Here is an 18062-nt window from a genome sequence, read left to right as displayed (position 1 = left end):
ACGCCCTGCGCGCCGACCTCGCCCTGAAAACCTTGAGCGCCCTGAACTCCAGCGCCGCCCTGCGCTCCTTGAGCACCTTGAGCACCTTGAGCACCTTGAGCACCAGCATCGCCCTGCGCACCCTGGAGACCTTCAGCGCCCTGCGCGCCCTGAACGCCGGCCCCGCCCTGCACGCCCTGAGCACCTATGTCACCCTGAAAACCTTGAGCACCCTGAACCCCGGCATCACCTTGCGCACCTTGAACGCCGGTCTCACCCTGCACGCCCTGCGCGCCGACCTCGCCCTGAAAACCTTGAGCGCCCTGAACTCCAGCGCCGCCCTGCGCTCCTTGAGCACCTTGGGCACCGGCATCGCCCTGCGCACCCTGTAGACCTTCAGCGCCTTGCGCGCCCTGAACGCCGGCCTCGCCCTGTACGCCCTGAGCACCTTGAGCGCCTACGTCGCCCTGAAAACCTTGAGCACCCTGAACCCCGACCTCGCCCTGCGCACCTTGAGAGCCCTGAGCGCCAGCATCGCCCTGCGCACCCTGGAGACCTTCAGCGCCCTGCGCACCCTGGAGACCTTCAGCGCCCTGCGCACCCTGAACGCCGGCCTCGCCCTGCGCTCCCTGCGCGCCAGCATCGCCTTGCACACCCTGGAAACCCTGCGCACCCTGAACGCCGGCCTCGCCCTGCACGCCCTGAGCACCTTGAGCGCCCTGAACCCCCGCCTCGCCTTGAGCACCCACGGCACCCTGGAAACCTTGGGCACCCTGAACGCCAGCATCACCCTGAGCACCTTGAACACCGGCGTCGCCCTGTGCCCCTTGGGCACCCTGAACACCGGCCTCGCCCTGCGCCCCAACGGCACCCCGAGCGCCTACATCACCGTTCGCACCCTGGAAACCCTGAGCGCCCTGAGTACCGGCCACACCCTGCACGCCCTGAGCACCGGCATCGCCTTGGGCGCCTTGAGCACCCACGTTGCCCTGGGCGCCTTGAGCACCGGCATCGCCCTGCACGCCCTGAGTACCGACGTTGCCCTGGGCGCCTTGAGCACCCGCATCGCCCTGCGCACCTTGAGCACCGACGTTGCCCTGCGCGCCTTGAGCACCCGCATCGCCCTGCGCACCTGAGGCGCCGGTCTCGCCTTGAGCGCCGGTGTTGCCCCGGGCACCCTGGAAACCTTGTGCGCCCACGTCACCCTGCGGGCCCTGAGCACCGGTGTCGCCCTGGGGGCCTTGAGTGCCCTTGCCTCCATGCGAGTCGTACGGGTGCTTGCCCCCGTCCTTTCCACCCCACGGGCCCTGCCAGCCCTGCGGGCCACAGTCCGTTGGCGTGTCAGGGTGCTGGTCCGACGAGTCAGGTCCATCGGCGTCCAGGCGGACGGTCGACCAGGACAACGGCCACCCGCCGTGCTGGCCGAGCGGACCGGGCGTACCGATGTGCGCGCCCCGGACGGAGGACGTCACTTCCTCGGGTTGCGCTGCGGCTGCGGGCCCGCCCGTCATCCCGACTACCAGCAGGGCAGAACTCAGCCCGGACGCGGCGCGGCCATGCTTGAGGGCGCGCTGCAGCCGTCGGTCGTTGTTCATGACCCCTCCAGAGAGCCACTCCGGACACACCCAGAGCTACATGGCAGTGACTTACCGATACTTCACGGCGAAGTGCAGCGTATTCGACCGATTGAAACCATGAAGTCGGTTTGGTCACATATAGCCGTTTGCCGAAAGTGGATATTCGTCGTGATTCAGCGAGACGGTGGCAGCGCGTAGCTCCACTCCGGACCCCTTTTCCGAAAGCCACGTCATGTCCGATCACGTGGATTGCGGGCGTCGGATACCGCTCGATCGTGGTCACGGCGATCGACTGGCAGGGCATCAGCGCGGGATGCCGGCAGTCGAGGCTCCCCCGCTTGAGGGAAGGCACTGGCCTCTACTGGGGAGGAGCGGCGCCCCGTCGGCCCGGACCATCGGCCTATGACTATCGATGTGGTGTCGCGCGGCCCCGGTCCGCACGGGCTGGTCGTCGACCGAGCGCGGCGTGCGCGGGTGACCCGGATGGTGATCGGCTACGGGGTGGTCGCCGCGGTGCTGCCGTACCTGGTTCTGAAGGTGATGTGGATCGGCGGAGTGATGGTCGGCGTGCCGGAGGGTTCGCCGGCGCGTGGCGCGGACTTCGTCGCACCGAACATCGTCACCGCGGCGATGGACGTCGTGGCGATCCTTGTCGCGGTGGCGTTCACTCACCGCTGGGGGCTGCGGCTGCCGGCGTGGCTGGTGCTGGCGCCGGTCTGGGTCGGCATCGGGCTGCTGACCCCAGCCGTGCTCGAGGTGGTCAACGGCTCGCTGGCCGGCGCGGTGACAGGTGGCCGCGAGGTGAGTCTCACTGGTGGCCTCGTGGCCCCCTGGACCTATGTGGTGGTCTACACGTCGTTCGCGTTGCAGGGCGTGCTGCTGTCTGCCGCCTTCCTCGGGTACGCGGGGTCGCGCTGGTCGTACCTGTTCGACCGGCCGTCGGCCAGCGGGTCCGGCGCGACCCGTGGCCTACAGGTGGTGCTTGCCCGCGCAGGTGGCGCGGCCGCTGCGGCTATCGCTGTCGCGCACCTGGTGATGGCGTTCGGCGCGGAGGGCGCGTTCGTGGGCGCCTACCAGAAGGGTTGGGAGTAAACGGCTCGTTCGGGTGAGGTGCTGAACGCGGTGACGGCGGCGTCCGCTCAGACCCGGCCGCTGCTGCTCTAGCATCAGCGCCGTGATGGAACTTGACCTCGATGTCTTCGCCGACGCCGTCACCTCCCATGCCAGCCAATGGAACGACGCAGGCGTGCACTGGAAACTGCATCGCGGCCCCACCCGCGACAAGTCAGCGGCCTGGATCCACTGCGCCACCAAAGACCGCGAGGCCCAGCTGACCGTCTGGACCAGCGGCGAAGCCGAACTTGACCTCGCCGACCTCTCCGCAGGCACCGTCATCAGCACCCACTACGACATGTCGACCGCCGCTGACCTCACCGCCTGCCTCGACGAACTCACCCACCGGCTGACGTCGGCTCCTTCCGGGGCCTGACCAAGCCCAGAGGAACGTCCGGGGAGAGAGCAGTCAGCGCGTCAGGGGGACTCGCCGGGCACGGACCGTGCGGTGGCTGATGCGCCACCCGCTGTCGCCGCGCACGATCGTGTCCTCATAGGTCACGCTGCCGATGGTGCCGTCCGCGTTGATGCCGATGCCCTTCGACAGTGCGTGCACGCGGTCGTCGGCTAGCTCGGTGAGCGCGATGTTTGTGACGTGGTGAGCGACGGGGTTCCCCTGACCCAGGGCCAGCGCGGCGTCCTTCAGCATTGCCAGCCCGGTGAGCACCCCGCCGCCAAGGTCGGTGACGTCATAGGCCACGTCCCCGGTGAACAGCTCGTGCATCCGGTCGAACTCGCCGCTGTCGGTCAGGTGGCCGTGCCGGTTGATCAGGTCCGTGATGGCCGCGCGGTCCTCGGCGGTCAGCGTCATGGCGTCCTCCACTGGCTCTAACCGGAAAGCTCCCCACTTAGGCTTGGTACTCTAAGCGGGGAGTTCCCCACTTGGCAAACCTGGAGTTGCGGATGGCGTCGAACGCGGACAACCCGGCGACTCCCGGGCATGGGCGCAGGGCGGATGCCACACGCAACGCCGAGCGGCTGCTCGCCGCGGCGCGCGAACTGGTCGACGAGTCCGGGTCTGAGGTCGCCCTCGACGAGGTGGCGCGGCGGGCCGGCGTCGGCAACGCGACCCTCTACCGGCACTTCCCAACCCGGGGCGACCTGCTCGTCGCCGTCTATGCCGACGAGGTAGCCGCGCTGTGCCGACAGGGCGCCGACCTGCTCGGCGACCCGTCGCCCGCAGACGCACTCTTCACCTGGCTGGACGCGTTCGTCATCCACGTCGCGACGAAACGCGCGCTCGCCCTCGCCGCCACCGAAGGCCCCGGCGCCCGCCGGACCGGAATGTTCGACAAGTGGCATGAGTCGATGCGCTCCACGGCGACCAACCTGCTGCGGCGCGCACAGGACGCCGGCGCCGTACGATCCGATCTCACCGTGACCGATCTGCTGGCCATCGGCAGCGGTGCCGCTCTCACCGGCACCGATGTGGCACACGCCCGACGGCTCGTCGGGCTGCTGCTCAGCGGTGTCCAGGTGGACAGGGACGGCACTAGCGGGTGAGGCGAGCGAGCCCCCGACCTGGAATCAGCGGCGTTGATCGCGCGCGGTTCACGAGGCATCAATTCGGTACGGTCGCCGGATGGAAGATGCCCGGCCATCGCGGCTGCCCAGCACACTGCTGTTCATCGCCATGTGCCTGCTCGGCATCTGCGCCCTGCCGTCTGCGGCATTGTTCGTGCTCACCGGCACCGTAGGAGGCTCAGACCTTGCTCCCAGCCTCGCGATCGGGGCGCCGGCGCTGATCGCCTACCCCGTTGCGGTGTGGCTGTGGCTGCGCGCCAGAAGGCAGCCAACCGTGGGGCGGGCGTGGTTGCTTGCCGGACTCGGACTCGTGCTGATCGTCGGCAGTTCGGTCCCGCCGGTGACGATCTTCGGCGGGCTGATCGTCGAAGAACGGCGGGAATCTCAGCCGGGCGGACGCGGCTACCGCGGTTGAATGGCCCAGGTCTGTTGTCATGCCGACCTGGGCGAGCAGCCCGGCGAGGAGGAAGGTGCGGGCGGTCGCGGCGTCACTGGATCGGGCGGCGCGCTTTCGCCTCGACCGGCCGGCCCGCGCGGCATGCCTTCACCAGTTCGGAAGCGCTCCCGGACAAGGGACGACCCCCGTCGGGGGGAGACGGGGGTCGTCGAAGGTTCGGCTCCGGGGGGGTCGAGCCGAACCACTCAGCGGCCACGGGGGGTGCAACCGCTGAGGGTCTTTGTCTGTTTCGGGGATGTGAAAGCGCGTCGTACGGACAAGTCTGCCTGAGCGGACCCGTCACGTCGAGTGGTGCCGACCCCACTCACTGCGAAAATCTCCTCGCAGAGTGTGAGCGTGATCACGCAGAGCGGGATTTGTGGTGCCAGCCCGCAGGTCTGAAGGGTGGCCTGACCCCGGGCACCCGCCGACGATAGACCATCCGGCTAGACTTTCGCGCCGTGGGCCGAAGTGCCGCTTTCTTCGATCTGGACAAGACCGTCATCGCCAAGTCGAGCGCCCTGGCGTTCGGTCGGCCGTTCTACCGGGACGGGCTGATCACCCGGCGTGACGTGGTCAAGTCGGCGTACGCGCAGCTGATGTTCCGGCTGGGCGGCACCGACGAGCAGACCATGGCCCGAACACGGGACTACCTGGCCGCGCTCTGCAAGGGCTGGCAGGTGGAGCAGGTCCGCCAGATCGTCGCGGAGACGCTGCATGAGCTGATCAACCCCTATGTGTACGCCGAAGCCGCCGTCCTGATCGCGGAGCACCAGGCCGCCGGGCGGGACGTGGTGCTGGTGTCGGCGTCCGGCGAGGAGATGGTCCGGCCGATCGGCGAGCTGCTCGGGGTCACCGACGTGATCGCCACCCGGATGACGGTTCGGGACGGCAGGTACAGCGGCGAGGTCGAGTTCTACGCGGCTGGTCCGAGCAAGGTCGAGGCGGTCGGCGAGTTGGCGGCGGTTCGGGGTTACGACCTGGCCGACTCGTACGCCTACTCCGACTCGTACAGCGATCGTCCGCTCTTGGAGTGTGTCGGTCACCCGAGTGTGGTCAATCCGGACCGGCAGTTGCGCAAGCTGGCCTCGGAGAATGCCTGGCCGGTGCTGGAGTTCCGGCACCCGATCCCGCTGGGCCGTCGCCTGCGGGAACGACCCGCTGTCCCGGTGGCCGCCGCGGCCCTGGGGGTCGGGGTTGGCGTGGCCATCGGTATCGCCTGGTACGGCCGGCATCGCCGGACCCGCGCCGCCGCCACCGCCTGACCGGTCCGGCCCGGCCCGGCCCGGCCTGCGCGACCCTTCCCGCGGTTTCCCTCGCCTCGGCACGTGTCGCCGACGTGACGGTGGGTGCCACCCTCGTCACCCGCACCGTGCCCACTCGCGCCGACAACCTGTTTGAGCGATCGCTCAAACAGTCGTATGCTCCGTTTGAGCGATCGCTCAAACGGGGAGGTCACACATGGTCCACGAGGAACAGCCGCATGACGACGAGGAACAGCCGGCCGAGCGGACGGCCGCCAACTGGGTGCTGGCCGGCCTGATCACGCTCTTCGGGCTGGTCGTCTTCGTCGGGGTGGTCAATCAGGGCCGGGCCGACAGCGCCGCGCTCTTCGTGGCGCTCCCGGTGCTGCTGGCCGCCGCCCTCGCGCTCACCCCCCGCCAGACAACCCACGGCAGGGTCTTCACGGCCACCACGATGGCCCTGCTGCTGGCGGGGGTGCTGCTGCACGAGGGCGCGATCTGCGTCGTCCTGGCCGCCCCGCTCGTCTACGCCGTGGCGCACGGCACCACCGCGCTGATCCACGCTCTCCGGAAGGCCAACCGGCCGTACGTGTTCGCGGCCGTGCCGCTGCTGCTCCTGCCGGGCCTGGAGGGCAGCGGCATCGCCGGCCGGGTCGACCCCGAGCAGACGGTCGAGGTGACCAGGGTCGTCGGGCTCCCCGTCGACCGGGTGGCCGAGCACCTCGCCGCCGGCCCTCGCCCGACCGCCGTCCGTTCCGCGCCGCTGCGACTGCTGGGCGTACCCACACCGGGGCAGGTCAGTGGCGACGGGCTCAGCCTCGGCGACAGGTGGATGTTCGGTTACCACGGCAGCGCGCACGGTCCGGGGGGCCACCTGCTCGCCGAGGTGGACGACGTCGCACCGGGGCGGATCGGCTTCCGCTTCGTCGAGGACAGCTCCATCACCGCGCGCTGGTTCACCTGGCGGCACGCGGAGCTGAGCTGGCGGGCGATCGATCCGGGGCACACCGAGGTCCGGGTCCGGGTCGACTACGCCCGGGGCCTGGACCCGTCCTGGTACTTCGGGCCGGTGCAGCAGGTGTTGCTCGGCGCCGGGGCCGGGCACCTGCTCGACATGCTGGCGTTGGAGTGACAGTCGCCCGCTGGCTGAGCCTGGCGCTGCCGCTTGTCGCCGTGCTCGCCGTCGGTGGCCGGGTGCGGGACCGGGCCTCCCGGGCCGCGGGGCTGTTGGCGTTCGTGGCCGCCGGGATCGGCATCGCCGCGCTGCACGAGGTCGCTCGCCGGATCGGCTGGTACGCGTTCACGCCTGTCGACGGCGCGTTCCGGGGGATGCCGGTGGACCTGTGGATCGGCTGGGCCGTCCTCTGGGGTCCGCTGCCGGTGCTGCTGCGCCGGGTGCTGCCGCTGCCGGTCGCGCTGGGTCTGCTGCTCTGGGTCGACGCGGTCGCGATGCCGGCGCTGCACCCACTGGTCCGCCTCGGGCCGCACTGGCTCGTCGGGGAGGTGGTCGGGCTGCTCGTGGTGGCCCTACCCGCCCAACTGCTCGGTCGATTCTGCGCCGACCGCCGGCACCTCGGCACGCGGACGCTCCTCCAGGTCGGCGTCTTCGCCGCCCTGCTGCTCTGGTTCGTGCCGACCCTGGCCTTCGAGTTCGGCGACGGGTCGTGGGCGGGGCTGACCGGGCTGAACCGCACCGGGCTGCTGGTGGCGGCGCAACTGGCCCTGCTGGCCGCCACGCCGGCGTTGGCTGCCGTCGCCGAGTTCGCCGCCCGGGGCGGTGGCACGCCGTACCCGTGGGACCCGCCGCGTCGTCTGGTCACCACCGGCCCGTACGCCTACCTGGCCAACCCGATGCAGCTCAGCGCGGTGGTGGTGCTGCTGTGCACCGCCGTGGCCACCCGGAGCGTCACCCTGGCCCTCACGGCGCTGTCGACGGGAGCGTTCGGGGCGGCGGTGGCCGGGCCGCACGAGCACCACGATCTACGGGCGCGGTACGGCGACTCCTGGCGATCGTACCGGGAGCGGGTGCGCGACTGGTGGCCTCGCTGGCGGCCGTACCCGGTCGGGCCACCGGCGGTGCTCTGGTTGGACGACGACTGCGGGCCCTGCGCGGCCACCTGGCGGATGCTGGCCCGCCGGCACCCGGTCGGGCTGTGGATCCGGCCCGCTCGGGAGCACGAGCACGTGCTGTGGCGGGCGGAGTACGTGGGCGGCGACGGTCACGTGGAACGGGGGGTGGCCGCCGTCGCCCGCGGACTCGAACACGTCCACCTCGGCTGGGCGCTGGCGGGTTGGACCCTACGACTGCCCGGGGTCACCTGGCTCGCCCAACTGGTCACCGATGCGATGATCGCACCGCCGCACCCGGCCCGCCCGCGAGGAGAGCCATGTCCGACACCAAACAACGCCTCCTCGACGGCACCATCGCCGCCATCCGGGAGCACGGCATCGCCGGCGTCTCCGCCCGTACCATCGCCGCCGCCGCCGGGGTGAACCAGGCGCTTGTCTTCTACCACTTCGGCACCGTCGACGACCTGCTCGCGGCGGCCTGCCGGACCGGCACGGCCGAGCGGGTCCGGCACTGGTCGGCACGGTTGGCCTCGGCCGGCTCGCTGCGGGATCTGCTCGCCGTCGGGCGGGCGTTGCACGACGAGGAACGCCAACTCGGCAACGTCAGCTTCCTGGCCCAGATGCTGGCCGGGGCACAGGCGGACCAGCGGATCGCCGCGCCGACGGCCGCGGCGCTCCAGCTCTGGGTGGACGAGATCGAGGCGGTCCTGCGCAGGCTGCTCGCCGGGTCACCGTTCGCCGAGGTGGCCGACGTGCCCGGGCTGGCCCGCGCGGTGTCGGCCGCGTTCATCGGGCTGGAACTCTACGAGGGGGTGGACCGGGCGGGCGCCGACCAGGCGTTGGCCGCGCTCGACCAGCTCGCGCTGCTGCTGGAGATCGTCGACGACCTCGGGCCGATCGCCCGCCGAGCGCTGCAAGCCAAGGTCAACCGCGCGGTACGGCGGGAGTGACAGCCACTCAGGCGGCGGCGAGGATCTCGTCGCCGATGGCGGTGAGCTGGTCGGCGCCGACCTCGACCGCCGCCAGGTAGTGGCGCAGCCAGGAGCGCAGCCCGTCCGGCGTGCCAGTGGCGAAGGCGCCGGCCGAGCCGACGTACTCGGGTTCCCGCTCCCGGTGCCCGACGTCGACGGCGAGCAGCCCGCGCGGGTCGAGGCCGCTGGCGAGCAGCACCAGCCGCGCGGCGCCACGGGCCACCACGCCGGACGGCCCGGCGAACGGGCGCAGGTTCAGCAACTCACCGTGGACGACGGCGGCGAGCACCAGCGGTGAGACAGCGCTGCCACCGGCGACCAGCCCGGCCAGCCCGGCCAGTCGGGCGGCGACCACCGGATCGGCAACCGGCCGGCCCAACTCGGCCTCCGACACCAGGTCCCGGGCGGCGAGCACGTGCAGTTTCGCGAGAGCCTGTCGCGGGGCCTTCGGCCAGAGCTCACCGAGGCCGGGCAGCGCCCCGGCGACCCGCAGCGCCCCCTGCAGCAACGGGTCGGTGACCGTGCCGGCGCGGACCGCCTCGCGGTCGTGCACGGCCCCTTCGAGGGCGGCGCTGGCCACCGCCGAGCGCAGGCTCACCTCGGCGGCGACCTGCCCGCCGTGCCGGCGCAGCGCACGGTGCCCGAGCGCCTGGTCGAACCGCTCGCGGGCCTGCTCGACGGCGGCGGCGATGTCGGCGAGCGCGAGCAGGGGCGCGAGCGGGTCGGTGGTCACCCCGCCACGCTAGCGACCCGGCCCGGCCAGGCGGGTCGCACCCGGCCGCAGCGCGACCCGCACCACCCGCCCAGGCGCCCCCGTTCGGGCCGACACCCGTCGCGGGCAAGGTCAACACGGGTTCCTTGAAGTCGGGGTGTCCCCCTGGCCTGGACACCGCGATTTCAAGGAACCCGTGTCGATCAAGGTGCCACTGGCGGCGACCCGGTCCGTCGGGCGCGTGGTGAGGGCCGCTCGGCGCGACGCGGCGGGCAGCGGTCGCCTGCCGCAGGGCCCGGGACTACCCTCGTGCCCAGCGAGACGCAGGTCACCCGAGGACGAAGGAGTCACGGCATGAGCGAGGCATTGGCCAATCTGCTGAACGAGACGCGCCAGTTCCCCCCGCCGGCCGAACTCGCCGCGCAGGCCAATGTCACGGTTGACGCGTACGCGGAGGCCGAGACCGATCGCCTCGCGTTCTGGGCGAAGCAGGCCGACCGACTGGCCTGGTCGAAGAAGTGGGACGAGGTGCTCGACTGGTCGAACCCGCCGTTCGCGAAGTGGTTCGTCGGTGGGCAGCTCAACGTGGCGTACAACTGCCTGGACCGGCACGTCGAGGCGGGCCGGGGTGACAAGGTCGCCATCCACTGGGAGGGCGAGCCGGGCGACACCCGGACCATCACGTACGCCGACCTGCACGAGCTGACCTGCCGGGCGGCGAACACGCTCACCGAGCTGGGTGTCACGGCCGGCGACCGGGTGGCGATCTATCTGCCGATGATCCCGGAGGCGGCGGTCGCGATGCTGGCCTGCGCCCGGATCGGCGCGGCGCACAGCGTGGTCTTCGGCGGCTTCTCCGCCGACTCGCTGAGCAACCGGATCCAGGACGCCAGCGCCAAGGTGGTGATCACCGCGGATGGCGGCTACCGGCGGGGCAAGCCGTCGGCGCTGAAGCCGACCGTGGACGAGGCGGTGGCGAGCTGCCCGTCGGTGGAGCACGTGCTCGTGGTCCGCCGCACCGGCGAGGACGTGGCCTGGTCGGCGAAGGACCACTGGTGGCACGAGACGGTGGAGACCGCGTCGGCCGAGCACACCGCGCAGCCGTTCGACGCCGAGCACCCGCTGTTCATCCTCTACACAAGCGGCACCACGGCCCGCCCGAAGGGCATCCTGCACACCACCGGCGGCTACCTCACCCAGGCGTCGTACACGACGCACGCGGTCTTCGACCTCAAGCCGGAGACGGACGTCTACTGGTGCACCGCCGACATCGGCTGGGTCACCGGGCACTCCTACATCGTGTACGGCCCGCTCTCGAACGGCGCCACCCAGGTGATGTACGAGGGCACCCCGGACACCCCGCACAGGGGCCGGTTCTGGGACATCGTCGAGAAGTACAAGGTCAGCATCCTGTACACCGCTCCGACGCTGATCCGCACGATGATGAAGTGGGGCGAGGACATCCCCGCCGGCCACGACCTGTCGTCGCTGCGGCTGCTCGGCAGCGTCGGCGAGCCGATCAACCCCGAGGCCTGGATGTGGTACAGGGAGTTCATCGGCGGCGGAGCGCTGCCCATCGTCGACACCTGGTGGCAGACCGAGACGGGCGCCATCATGATCTCCCCGTTGCCGGGGGTGACCGCGACCAAGCCCGGGTCGGCGATGGCCCCGCTGCCGGGCATCGTGGCCGACGTGGTGGACGACCAGGGCCAGTCGGTGCCGAACGGTGGCGGCGGCTACCTGGTGCTGCGCGAGCCGTGGCCGTCGATGCTGCGCACCATCTGGGGTGACGACAACAGGTTCATCGAGACCTACTGGAGCCGGTTCGAGGGCATGTACTTCGCCGGCGACGGAGCCAAGAAGGACGACGACGGGCACATCTGGCTGCTCGGCCGGGTCGACGACGTGATGCTCGTGTCCGGTCACAACATCTCGACCACCGAGGTGGAGTCGGCGCTCGTGTCACACCCGTCGGTGGCCGAGGCCGCGGTGGTGGGCGCGACCGACCCGACCACCGGGCAGGCCATCGTCGCGTTCGCCATCCCGCGCGGTAGCACCGACATCGCCGGCGACGCGGGTGAGCAGCTCATCGCCGAGCTGCGCAACCACGTGTCGAAGACGCTCGGGCCGATCGCCAAGCCGCGGCAGATCATGCTGGTGGCGGAGTTGCCGAAGACCCGCTCCGGCAAGATCATGCGCCGGTTGCTGCGCGATGTCGCGGAGAACCGGTCGCTCGGTGACGTGACCACGTTGCAGGACTCGTCGGTGATGGAGCTGATCTCCTCGGGGATGAGCGGAGCCAAGTCCGACGAGGACTGACGGCAGGCGTACACAGCGGAGGGTGGCGGTCCGTACGGACCGCCACCCTCCGTCATTTCTTACGGGTACGGCCCGCAGCGTCCCGCCGCTGTCACATCGGTCGGTCGGCTGACCCGATAGCGGCTAAACGGCCACAGACGGTGGGCCCCCGCTGTCCTTTCGGCCGGTTGTGATTTAGGTTCACGCAGGTTGGAAGAATTCGACACTCGTCACATCGATGGTCGAAGGACCCCACGTCCTCCTCCCCATGCCCGAGAAATGGAGCGGCATGAACCACAAACCGCAGTCCGGGGCGCGACGACGACTACTCGTCGCGTTGCCCGCCATCGCCCTCGCGGCCACGTCACTGACCGTGACGGGCAGCGCGGCGGCCCAGTCGTCGTCCCCGACGCCTCAGGCGGTGATCGGCGCGGATGAGCACTACATCAACTACGCCGAGCCCGAGGTGCAGCCGGACACCACAGGCCGCGAGGTGAAGGGCAAGGGTGGCGTCTACACCCCTGCCGTGGAGTCCGCGCGCGAGTTCGACCAGAAGCACGCTCGGGGCAACCCGGTGACCGCCCGGCAACTGGCCAAGGACGAGGCCAAGTCGCTGAAGACCGGCCAGAACCCCCGCAAGTTCAAGAAGGCGCCGACCACGCAGACGGCGAAGCTGTTGACGCTGCTTGTCGAGTTCAACGACAAGGCCAACGACGACTTCACCGACGTGATGGTCCCGAAGACGGTGTTCGAGGACCGCACCTGCGTGCCCGGCACCGTGCAGAACGGGCCGAAGCACAACAAGATCCCGGACCCGTCGCGGCTGCCCCACGAGGACAACAACTCGATGTGGGTGCCGGACTTCTCGCCGTCGCACTACAACAAGATGCTCTACAGCAAGCAGGGCATCACCGAGCGGGTCCGCAAGGACCTGAAGGGCCCGGACGGCAAGAAGGGCATCGACCTGTCCGGTCGCACCATGCACAACATGTACCTGGAGATGTCCAAGAACGCGTACACGGTGGAGGGGCAGTCCAGCCCCTGGATCACCGTGCCGCACTCCGAGGGCTGGTACGCGGCCAACCGCTGCTTCCAGGACGAGACCGGCGCCTGGGTTCCCGGCCGTGAGCAGTCGATGAACGGCCACCCGGACAACCCGGCCGGCGCGGGCCGCCTGGCGACCGACGCGATCGACGCGCTCGTCGCGAAGGACCCGACCTTCCCGTGGGCCGACTACGACATCGAGGACCAGGCCGACCGCGACGGTGACGGCAACGTCTTCGAGCCGGACGGCGTGATCGACCACCTCGTGCTGGTGCACGCCGGTCAGGGCAAGTCCCGTGGCGGCGGCGCCGAGGGCGTGTACGCCGTCTGGGCGCACTCCTCCACGGTCGCCGGTGGTTACACGATCCCGGGCACCAACCTCAAGGCGTCGAACTACATCGTGCAGCCGGAGGACGCCGGCGTCGGTGTCTTCGCCCACGAGTTCGGCCACGACCTGGGCCTCCCGGACCTCTACGACACGTCCGGCAACGCCGACTCCGACGTGGACTTCTGGGACCTGATGGCGTCCGGCTCGCACTCCGGCGAGATCTTCCAGGCGCTGCCCACGCACATGGGCATCTGGGACAAGTGGGTGCTCGGCTGGGCCGACCCGCTGACCATCCGCCCCGGATCGAACCCGCGTGAGGTGAAGCTCGGGCAGACCTCGCGTACGCCCATCGACTCCGAGGACGGCATCAAGGTCGACCTGCCGGACAAGGTGACGACGCTGGCCACGCCGCACAGTGGCACGAAGATGTGGCACAGCAACAACGACCAGAGCTGGGCCGACGTCAAGCTGAGCCGCTCGGTCGACGTGCCCGCCGCGGCGGACGCGAAGTTCTGGATGTGGAACAACTACATCATCGAGGAGGACTGGGACTACGGCTTCGTCGAGCTGTCGACCGACGGTGGCGCGTCCTGGACCGAGCAGAAGGTGTACGACGAGGGCGGCACTGTCGTCACCACTCCCGACGGCTACCCGGACCCGAACGGCCGGATGAACGACTTCGGCGGCAAGAAGTACGGCCTGACCGGCAGCACCGACGGCTGGCGCCACGACTACGTCGACCTGTCGGCGTACGCGGGGACCACCGTGCAGCTGCGGCTGCGCCAGGCCACCGACGAGGCGTTCGAGGAGCGCAACTGGTTCGTCGACGACTTCTCGGTGACCGGCGGCGGCGCCACCACGTGGAGCGACGACGTCGAGGGCGGCGCCAACGGCTGGACGGCCACCGGCGGCACCTTCGTCGACACCAACGGCGGCGGCTGGAAGGTCTCCAGCGGCACCGAGGTGCACGCGCAGTTCTACCTGGCCGAGTGGCGCAACTTCGACGGCTTCGACAAGGGCCTGAAGTACGCGTACGACACGATCTACTCGCACGAGGCGTGGAAGGTCGACCGGATCTCGTACAACGCGCCGGGCATGCTGGTGTGGTACCGGGACAGCGCGCTCGGCGACGTCAACCACGTCACCGGGCAGATGACCTCCCTGCCCAGCTACGGCGCGAAGGGCGGGCTGCTCATCGTCGACTCGCACTTCGACCCGTACCGCCGCACGGGCGTGGCGGCCGAGAAGGACCCGTCGGTGACGGACAACCTGCCCAGCCGCCCGCAGTCGGCGAACGCCGCGTTCACGCTCCAGAAGACGTACCCCTTCACGGAGTGCCTGGAGGCGGCGGACGAGCCGTACAGCGCGTACTGCACCAAGTTCAAGGCGCAGGCCCCGGTGAAGTCCTTCACCGACGCCAAGACCTGGTACCCGGGCATCGAGATGCGCGACGGGTCTCCGTACGCGCGGGACAACGACGCCTCGGTGGTCGTGCCGTCGCGGAACAACGCGCCGTACACCACCCGGGTCACCCACCCGGACGGCAGCCCGGCGCCGGAGTTCTACGGCGTGACCCTGGGCGGCGGCGCGATCGTGCTGGGCACCGGCAACCCCGGTGACGCGGGCGTGAACTACGGCGTGTCGCTCACCATCAAGAAGGCCGCGAAGGACAACTCGTCCGCGACGATCTTCGTCACCCCGGTGAAGAAGTGACGCTCTGCTGAGCGTTAGCCGATAACAGTGGTTGGTGGGGCCGGTGGCGGAAACGCCTCCGGCCCCACTGTCGTACATTGATCACATCTATCGAGATGTGTCGTTGCAAACCGGGGTGGCCGGTCCGCCCGCTGGTCACCGTGGCTGACGATGCGCCCGAGATGTGACGGTGGAAAGCATTCCCCACAAAATCTTGCAACAAATCGACGCGTTCATCTTCCCACCCGTCCCAGCAGTAACTATGTTCACCAATGGTCCCGCTCGTGGGATCGATCTCCCACCGGCCCGCACCCCCGTGGGGCCGGTTCCCTCACACCGGAGGTACCACGTGCGCAAAGTCGCAGTGGGTCTGCTCGGGCTCTCACTGACGGCGACAGGCCTGGCTTTCGGCCCGTCCGCCTCGGCGGCGCCTCAGCCCAAACTGCCGGTAGCAGCACCCGCCGCTGCCGAACCGCAGGCACTGAAGGATGAGCTCCCCGACACGCTCGAGGAGAAGCGCCGCGCCCTGCGCGAGCAGGGTCTCAGCGACGTGCTGAGCGGTCGTAGCAAGCCGATCGAGCGCAACGGCAGCACCGTCGTCAAGGTCGGCGAGGTCGGCAAGGCCGCCACCAACAGCAACGCCCGGTCCGCCGCTGGCGCTCAGGCCACCCAGGACCAGTACGTCGAGCTTGAGCGGGAGCGGACCGACAAGATCTTCGTGATCCTGGCCGAGTTCGGTGACGAGCGGCACCCGTCCTACCCGGACAAGGACACCGACCCGAACATCGCCGGGCCGACGACGTTCCAGGGGCCGCTGCACAACAAGATCCCCGAGCCCAACCGGGCCGTGGACAACTCCACCATCTGGCAGCCGGACTTCAGCCCGGAGCACTACCGCCAGGTCTACTTCGGCACCAACCCGGGCGACGAGTCGCTCAAGCAGTACTACGAGGCGCAGTCCTCGGGGCGCTACACCGTCGACGGTGAGGTGACCGACTGGGTCAAGGTCCGGTACAACGAGGCGCGCTACGGGCGCTCCGACGACCCGATCCCGGACCCGGAGCCCGGCCAGCCGGTGGACCCGCGCGACGACCCGGCCGTCTGCGCCGACAACGTCTGCTCGAACACCTGGGCGCTGGTCCGCGACGCCGCCAACCAGTGGGTCGTCGACCAGAAGGCCAAGGGCAAGACGGACGCGCAGATCGCCGAGGAGATGCGGTCCTTCGACCAGTGGGACCGGTTCGACTACGACGGTGACGGCGACTTCAACGAGTCGGACGGCTACATCGACCACTTCCAGATCGTCCACTCCGGCGGCGACCAGGCCGACGGTGACCCGCAGCAGGGTGAGGACGCCATCTGGAGCCACCGCTGGTCGGCGTTCAACAGCTCGCCGGTCGGCCCGCCGAACTTCCCGATCGGCGGCACCCAGATCGGCAACACCGGCGTCTGGATCCGCGACTACACGATCCAGCCGGAAAACGGCGGCCGCAGCGTCTTCTACCACGAGTACGGCCACGACCTGGGCCTGCCGGACGACTACGGGCCCGCGGACAACAACAACGAGCACTGGACCCTGATGGCCCAGAGCCGGCTCGGCGCCAAGAACGACCCGGCCATCGGCGACCGGGGCGGCGACCTCGGCGCGTGGAACAAGCTCCAGCTCGGCTGGCTCGACTACAAGGTGTTCGTCGCGGGCCAGGACAAGAAGCTGGACCTCGGTCCACAGGAATACAACTCGGACAAGGCGCAGGCCGCCGTGGTGGTGCTGCCCCAGCGGGAATACACCTTCAACTACGGCGCACCTGTCGAAGGCGCCAAACAGTATTTCTCCGGTAACGAGGACAACCTCGACAGCTCGATGACGAGGACGTTCGACCTCACCGGCAAGTCCTCCGCGGCGCTGTCGCTCAAGGGCAAGTACAGCATCGAAGCCAACTACGACTACCTCTACTTCGAGGCGTCGACCGATGGCGGCCAGAGCTGGATCGATCTGAACGGCACGGTCAACGGTCAGCCGATCGGCGTCGACGGCGCCGGCCGCCCGGCCCTGTCCGGCAGCAGCAAGGGCACCTGGGCCGACATCAACATCCCGCTGACCGCGGTCGCCGGCAAGGCGGCGCAGGTTCGCCTGCACTACGTCACCGACGGTGGTGTCTCCGAGGGTGGTTTCTTCGGTGACGCGATCACCGTGACCGCCGACGGTCAGACCGTGTTCAGCGACGGCGCCGAGACCGACGCCGGCTGGGCCCTGGAGGACTTCCAGGTGGTCGGTGCGACCTACACCCGGCTGTTCGACAACTTCTACATCGCCGGCAACCGGTCGTACGTCTCGTACGACAAGTACCTGAAGACCGGCCCGTACTTCTTCGGCTACGCGAACACCCGCCCCGACTGGGTGGACCACTACGCGTACCAGGAGGGCCTGCTCATCTCGTACTGGAACACCCGCTGGTCGGACAACAACACCGCGCCGGCGTCCGCGGCCAACCCGGGCGGTCACCCGGGAGAGGGTCGCAACCTGTACATCGACGCGCACCCGGAGCCGATCTACAACCTGTCCGGTGCTCCGTGGCGGGCCCGGATCCAGGTCTATGACGCGCCGTTCAGCCTCAAGAAGGCCGACTCGTTCACCCTGCGTCTCAACAGCCAGCCGCAGTACATCCGCGGTGAGGCTGCCCAGCCCCTGTTCGACGACACCAAGAAGTACTTCTACGACGAGCTGCCGAACCACGGCGTCAAGCTCCCGGCAACCGGTGTCAAGATCAAGGTTCTGGAGCAGGACGGCACCTCGATGAAGATCCGGATCTTCTGACCGACGATCCCGCACCACCCAGCGGCGGCGCGGGCCGGGGTGTGGGCCGGCGCCCCCCCCGGTGGACGCGGGCCCCCGGCCCCCCCCCCCAGCCCGCCCCCCCCCCCACCCCGCCCGCGGGGGCGGCCCCTCCCCCCCCCCCCCGGGGCCGGGGTCTGCGCGGGCTTCGGGGCGGGGGCGGGGGGGGCGGGCCCCCCCGCCCCCCACGGCACGTCAGCCCTTCACGCAGACCACCTGCTTGAGGTGCGCCACCACCTCG

Annotated in this window: 15 protein-coding genes; 13 read left to right on the top strand and 2 right to left on the bottom strand. The window is 69.9% G+C overall.

Annotation, left to right across the window (positions count from 1 at the left end):
• From ACPXBU_RS07815 to ACPXBU_RS07800, 4 genes are all read left to right on the top strand, one after another.
• On the top strand, positions 1 to 371 hold a 371-nt coding region (locus tag ACPXBU_RS07815), incomplete at its 5' end, for a hypothetical protein (protein ID WP_425757416.1).
• A gap of 12 nt (positions 372 to 383) precedes the next feature.
• Positions 384 to 1115: a hypothetical protein gene (locus ACPXBU_RS07810; protein ID WP_425757414.1), complete on the top strand. Its 732-nt coding sequence runs from the start codon at positions 384 to 386 to the stop codon at positions 1113 to 1115.
• A gap of 843 nt (positions 1116 to 1958) precedes the next feature.
• Positions 1959 to 2648 carry a hypothetical protein gene (locus ACPXBU_RS07805; RefSeq protein ID WP_425757412.1) on the top strand — a complete coding sequence of 230 codons (690 nt, stop codon included), beginning with the start codon at positions 1959 to 1961 and terminating at the stop codon, positions 2646 to 2648.
• An 85-nt stretch (positions 2649 to 2733) separates the two neighbouring features.
• Entirely contained in the window at positions 2734 to 3045 is a 312-nt protein-coding gene (locus tag ACPXBU_RS07800) for a hypothetical protein (RefSeq protein WP_425757562.1), read from the top strand.
• Positions 3046 to 3078: 33 nt separating this feature from the next.
• Here ACPXBU_RS07800 and ACPXBU_RS07795 read toward each other — a convergent pair whose 3' ends face one another.
• Positions 3079 to 3480: a nuclear transport factor 2 family protein gene (locus ACPXBU_RS07795; protein ID WP_425757410.1), complete on the bottom strand. Its 402-nt coding sequence runs from the start codon at positions 3478 to 3480 to the stop codon at positions 3079 to 3081.
• 71 nt (positions 3481 to 3551) lie between these two features.
• Between ACPXBU_RS07795 and ACPXBU_RS07790 the strand changes: the two genes are divergently transcribed.
• The 6 genes from ACPXBU_RS07790 (at position 3552) to ACPXBU_RS07765 (ending at position 8893) form a co-directional block, all read left to right on the top strand.
• A complete protein-coding gene (locus ACPXBU_RS07790) occupies positions 3552 to 4172 on the top strand; it encodes a TetR/AcrR family transcriptional regulator (RefSeq protein WP_425757408.1) in 621 nt (206 codons plus the stop codon).
• Positions 4173 to 4251: 79 nt separating this feature from the next.
• Positions 4252 to 4608 carry a hypothetical protein gene (locus tag ACPXBU_RS07785; protein ID WP_425757406.1) on the top strand — a complete coding sequence of 119 codons (357 nt, stop codon included), beginning with the start codon at positions 4252 to 4254 and terminating at the stop codon, positions 4606 to 4608.
• Between the two features lie 482 nt (positions 4609 to 5090).
• Positions 5091 to 5894, top strand: a complete 804-nt coding sequence (locus ACPXBU_RS07780) for an HAD family hydrolase (protein ID WP_393365654.1) — start codon at positions 5091 to 5093, stop codon at positions 5892 to 5894.
• A 196-nt stretch (positions 5895 to 6090) separates the two neighbouring features.
• The gene (locus tag ACPXBU_RS07775; protein ID WP_393365652.1) at positions 6091 to 7005 is read left to right on the top strand and encodes a hypothetical protein; all 915 of its coding nucleotides are present in this window, start codon (positions 6091 to 6093) and stop codon (positions 7003 to 7005) included.
• Positions 7002 to 8366, top strand: a complete 1365-nt coding sequence (locus tag ACPXBU_RS07770; RefSeq protein WP_425757403.1) for a methyltransferase — start codon at positions 7002 to 7004, stop codon at positions 8364 to 8366. The genes ACPXBU_RS07775 and ACPXBU_RS07770 overlap by 4 nt, the downstream gene beginning before the upstream one ends.
• A complete protein-coding gene (locus ACPXBU_RS07765) occupies positions 8261 to 8893 on the top strand; it encodes a TetR/AcrR family transcriptional regulator (RefSeq protein ID WP_425757401.1) in 633 nt (210 codons plus the stop codon). The genes ACPXBU_RS07770 and ACPXBU_RS07765 overlap by 106 nt, the downstream gene beginning before the upstream one ends.
• A gap of 7 nt (positions 8894 to 8900) precedes the next feature.
• On the opposite strand, the gene ACPXBU_RS07760 is transcribed toward ACPXBU_RS07765, so the two are convergent.
• Complete coding sequence (locus ACPXBU_RS07760; RefSeq protein ID WP_425757399.1) at positions 8901 to 9647, bottom strand: oxidoreductase; 747 nt, start codon at positions 9645 to 9647, stop codon at positions 8901 to 8903.
• Between the two features lie 333 nt (positions 9648 to 9980).
• On the opposite strand from ACPXBU_RS07760, the gene acs reads away from it, so the two are divergent.
• From acs to ACPXBU_RS07745, 3 genes are all read left to right on the top strand, one after another.
• Positions 9981 to 11945, top strand: a complete 1965-nt coding sequence (acs, locus tag ACPXBU_RS07755; RefSeq protein WP_425757397.1) for an acetate--CoA ligase — start codon at positions 9981 to 9983, stop codon at positions 11943 to 11945.
• A 268-nt stretch (positions 11946 to 12213) separates the two neighbouring features.
• The gene (locus tag ACPXBU_RS07750) at positions 12214 to 15009 is read left to right on the top strand and encodes an immune inhibitor A domain-containing protein (RefSeq protein WP_393365643.1); all 2796 of its coding nucleotides are present in this window, start codon (positions 12214 to 12216) and stop codon (positions 15007 to 15009) included.
• Between the two features lie 343 nt (positions 15010 to 15352).
• Positions 15353 to 17803, top strand: coding sequence for an immune inhibitor A domain-containing protein (locus ACPXBU_RS07745; protein ID WP_425757561.1), 2451 nt, complete (start codon positions 15353 to 15355; stop codon positions 17801 to 17803).
• Positions 17804 to 18062 lie beyond the last annotated feature (259 nt).

Source organism: Micromonospora sp. DT231 (genome assembly GCF_049847025.1).
In the GTDB taxonomy this organism is placed as follows: Bacteria; Actinomycetota; Actinomycetes; order Mycobacteriales; family Micromonosporaceae; genus Micromonospora.
This window is presented reverse-complemented; position numbering and strand designations above follow the sequence as displayed.

Excerpts from the sequence above, each read along its gene's own strand:
- ACPXBU_RS07800 (WP_425757562.1), top strand. The coding sequence starts at position 2,734 with ATGGAACTTGACCTCGATGTCTTCGCCGACGCCGTCACCTCCCATGCC.
- ACPXBU_RS07805 (WP_425757412.1), top strand. The coding sequence starts at position 1,959 with ATGACTATCGATGTGGTGTCGCGCGGCCCCGGTCCGCACGGGCTGGTC.
- ACPXBU_RS07775 (WP_393365652.1), top strand. The coding sequence starts at position 6,091 with ATGGTCCACGAGGAACAGCCGCATGACGACGAGGAACAGCCGGCCGAG.
- ACPXBU_RS07785 (WP_425757406.1), top strand. The coding sequence starts at position 4,252 with ATGGAAGATGCCCGGCCATCGCGGCTGCCCAGCACACTGCTGTTCATC.
- ACPXBU_RS07765 (WP_425757401.1), top strand. The coding sequence starts at position 8,261 with ATGTCCGACACCAAACAACGCCTCCTCGACGGCACCATCGCCGCCATC.
- acs (WP_425757397.1), top strand. The coding sequence starts at position 9,981 with ATGAGCGAGGCATTGGCCAATCTGCTGAACGAGACGCGCCAGTTCCCC.
- ACPXBU_RS07750 (WP_393365643.1), top strand. The coding sequence starts at position 12,214 with ATGAACCACAAACCGCAGTCCGGGGCGCGACGACGACTACTCGTCGCG.
- ACPXBU_RS07795 (WP_425757410.1), bottom strand. The coding sequence starts at position 3,480 with ATGACGCTGACCGCCGAGGACCGCGCGGCCATCACGGACCTGATCAAC.